The 3,524-nt window shown below is 53.2% G+C and carries 3 protein-coding genes; all 3 read left to right on the forward strand.

The genetic code is table 11. The annotated features are described in order from the left end of the window. Positions 1 to 1,648, forward strand: a 1,648-nt coding sequence (locus FBQ85_28020) for a beta-lactamase family protein (GenBank protein MDL1878980.1), incomplete at its 5' end; no start/stop codon positions are given. After that, positions 1,612 to 2,559, forward strand: a complete 948-nt coding sequence (locus FBQ85_28025; GenBank protein MDL1878981.1) for a sugar ABC transporter permease — start codon at positions 1,612 to 1,614, stop codon at positions 2,557 to 2,559. The genes FBQ85_28020 and FBQ85_28025, both read left to right, overlap by 37 nt. 20 nt (positions 2,560 to 2,579) lie before the next feature. Beyond that, entirely contained in the window at positions 2,580 to 3,419 is an 840-nt protein-coding gene (locus tag FBQ85_28030; GenBank protein MDL1878982.1) for a carbohydrate ABC transporter permease, read from the forward strand. Positions 3,420 to 3,524: the final 105 nt, after the last annotated feature.

Raw genomic sequence — 3,524 nt, forward strand, 5'->3', positions numbered from 1 at the left:
CATCCCGCGCGAACAGCAGCATGAAAACGATGCTGTGGTGCTCAGGCTGAACGGCGAAACGGTGGATACGGTTGCATTGCGCGCGATCACCGAAAAGCGCATCAAAGCGTTTTTGGAGGAAGAATTGCTCGCCGAGCAATATGTCTTTCCGCCCGGAAAACTTCCCGGGGTGCAATGGAAACGCCCTGCGATGGTTGACAACGAATTGGGGAAATTTGCATTGCACGTGAGTTATTATGACAAAAACATGAACCGCGTGGAGCGCGCGACGGCGGCCGGGCGCTATACTGCTGTAGCAGAAGGCGTGACGCCGAACGGATTCACGATCAAACGTTATATCACGCTTTATTGCGCGCCCATTGCTTTGGATGATTATGGCGGCGATGTTTCGATTCAGATCAATGCGCTGCCAGCGCTGGGAATTTCCCCTGCGCTTTGGCAAAAATATGAAAATAATTTTCGCGCATTTTCATTCGGCAACCTGCTTTTCTATTTACAAACCAGCCCAGACGCCGCGATTTTTCTTGCCGGCCTTGCGGAAATGGATACAACGCAACATGGCCTCGACAGCCCGCGTTTGCGCGACCGGCAATGGTGGATTCGCTTCAAACGGAAGCAGGAGGGGCTAAACGCGCAACCGATTTCTTTCAATCCGCCGCAGCGTCACGCCCGCCCGATTGCGCGTGAACTCATTCATGCGAGCAACGGCGCCTCGCCGTACACCTCATCTGATATCGAAAAGATTCGTGCGGTTTGCCGGGATTGGGCGCGAGATGCTAGCGAACCGTTCACGGCCTTATTGGCGCATCAAGGGCGCATCATCTTTCGTGAAGCCTTTGGCACGCAGCCAGACGGCTCGCCGATGACGGTTGACACGCCCACGTGGATGGCCTCAATCACAAAGTTGTTGACCGGTGTCTTGCTAATGCAATTTGTCGATCAAGGCTTGCTCGATCTTGACGCGCCTGTACAAAAATATTTGCCGGAAATGCAACCGTTAGATGGTGTCAAGCTCACACTCCGGCATGCGGTTACGCACACGCACGGCGGCGCCTGGCATGGCGAATGGGGCTCGGATTGGAATCCCGCACTCGAAAATTTTGTCGCGCACGGCTTGCCTTATTTTGAAGTCGGCAAAAATTTCCAATACAATCGCCTCGGTTATGCGCTGGCAGGCAAGGCTATGGAACGGTTGAGCGGGCGCGCCGTTCCGTATTTAATGGAAGAATGTTTGTTCAAACCATTAAACATGCAGCACGCAACGGTTGATAACACTTATGGAAGTTTGTATGCAACCAGCCATGACCTGGCGAAATTCGCGCAAATGCTGCTGAATCGCGGCAGTTATGGTGAATATTCTTTTTTCTCCGCAGAAAGCTTCGACCGCCTCCTGCCGGCTTCCTTGGAAGCGATCAACCCTCAAATCCAAAAACGCTGGGGCATTGGCGCTGCGCCGTTGGGTGGACACGGTTTGAGCGATAAAGCCTTTGGCCATGAAGCAGCCTCCGGCGCGATTTTTCGTCTGGATCCCGCGCAAGAGTTGATTCTCATTGTTGGCCGCAACCATGCTGGCGTGAAATACGATCATTTTGCCTCGCGTTTTATCGATGCATGTACGTTGCCGTTACGCTTTGCCCCAAACCGGTAATCCGAGTTTCGTTGCCAATTTCCTTGATCAAATTGAATTCCAAGAGATCGCACAAGCAAGAACAACTCAAGCTGCTGCTGCCCGTCATCCTGCCGGTGCTGTTGCTCTCGATTTTCCCGCTGGCACGAGGCATTTATCTTGGCTTTACCGATTATCGCCTGGGCGATCCCATTCAGTTCAATGGCATCGAAAATTATATTCAACTCGCGCGGGATGAGTTTTTTTGGCAATCGTTCCGCGTGGGGTTGGTGTGGACGTTGGCCGTAACTGCCGGCCAGGTGTTGCTCGGTTTGGCGCTGGCGATGTTGCTCAATACGAAAGTTCGCTTTACGTCGGTTTATGCTGTTTTGATGCTCGCGCCCTGGGCCATGCCGCCGATCATTCGCGGCATTGTGTGGCGCCAGATTTACGACATGGATGCCGGCTGGTTGAATGCCGCATTGTTGCAGATTGGCTGGATTGCCAAGCCCGTCAATTGGCTCTCGAGTTTTGAGTTTGCCATTCCTGCCGTGATCATTGCCGGCATCTGGGGTGAGATTCCCAAAGCCGCGGTGTTTTTGCTCGCCGGCCTGCAGTCTATTTCCTCGGATTTGTATGAAGCGGCGCGGCTCGACGGCGCAAACGCGATCCGCGAGTTTTTTCATATCACTTTGCCGGCGCTGACGCCGGTGCTGGCGGCAATCGTATCGCTATCCTTTATGTGGAACTTCAACACCTTTGGCTTGGTGTGGGTCTTGACGCAAGGCGGCCCGGGCGGATTGACGCGGCTGCCGATGCTGGCGGCGTATGAAGAGGCCTTTCGTTACGGTTATGTCGGCTATGCCGCCGCCATCGGTAATGTTATGGTCATTGTGATATCATTGGTTCTCTTTACCTATTTGCGTATTCAATTTCGCGAACGGCTGGCTTAGAATTTTGATACAGCAAACACATGCCAAGGCCTAACGCTTTGTTAAAAAATGCAAGCACCCAGATCGTGCTGATCGCTTTTATCACGTTTCTGCTGTTCCCATTGCTTTGGGTGCTGAGCACCTCGTTCAAAACCACGCCGGAAATTTATGCCGGCGTGCCCGGGCTGTTGCCGGTATCTTTTTCTCTGGAACATTATCAAACCATCCTGCGCGGCAGCAACGTGCTGGCCGCCATCCGTAATAGCCTGATGGTCGGCTTGCTGTCCACATTTCTCGGCGTCATTGTTGCTTTGCCCGGCGCTTACGCCCTCGCGCGTTTTCGATCCGCGCTGAACCAGGCGGTTCTGGGCTGGATATTGACCTCACAAATTTTTCCAGCCATCTTGATCATGATTCCGCTTTATGTCTTGTTGCGGAGTCTGCGGTTGACGGATTCGTTGCCGGGATTGGCGTTGGTCTACGTTGTCTGGTCCTTGCCATTTGTGTTGTGGATGCTGCACGGTTACTTGAAAAGCATTCCGGTGGATTTGGAAGAAGCTGCGGCGATTGACGGCGCCACGCGCGCTCAAATCATTTTTCGCATTCTGCTGCCGACGCTGCTGCCCGCGCTGGGGGCTGCCATGCTGTTCACGTTTATTTCGGCGTGGAACGAATTTTTTTTCGCGTTGGTGTTGATGAAAAGTCCGGATGCCGTCACCTTGCCGGTGGAGCTGGCGCGCTATACCGGCATGGAAGGCCAGGCGCGTACCGGGCCGCTGGCTGCGGCCAGCGTCGTTGCCACGTTACCATCATTGTTATTGTTTGCCATTATTCAAAAATGGTTCGCTGGCGGTTTGCTCGCCGGCGCTGTCAAAAATTGAATTTCCGTTTACGCTTATGTTGCGAAGGTTTTTTATCACGCTTGCTCTCTGCGCAGTTGCATTTGCCCTCTGGCAATATTTTAAGAATTCTTCTCCAGAGAAAGC

This window comes from Cytophagia bacterium CHB2 (genome assembly GCA_030263535.1).
Lineage (GTDB): Bacteria > Zhuqueibacterota > Zhuqueibacteria > Zhuqueibacterales > Zhuqueibacteraceae > Coneutiohabitans.

Coding starts and splice junctions, on each gene's coding strand:
- FBQ85_28030 (MDL1878982.1), top strand. CDS start 2,580: ATGCCAAGGCCTAACGCTTTGTTAAAAAATGCAAGCACCCAGATCGTG.
- FBQ85_28025 (MDL1878981.1), top strand. CDS start 1,612: ATGTACGTTGCCGTTACGCTTTGCCCCAAACCGGTAATCCGAGTTTCG.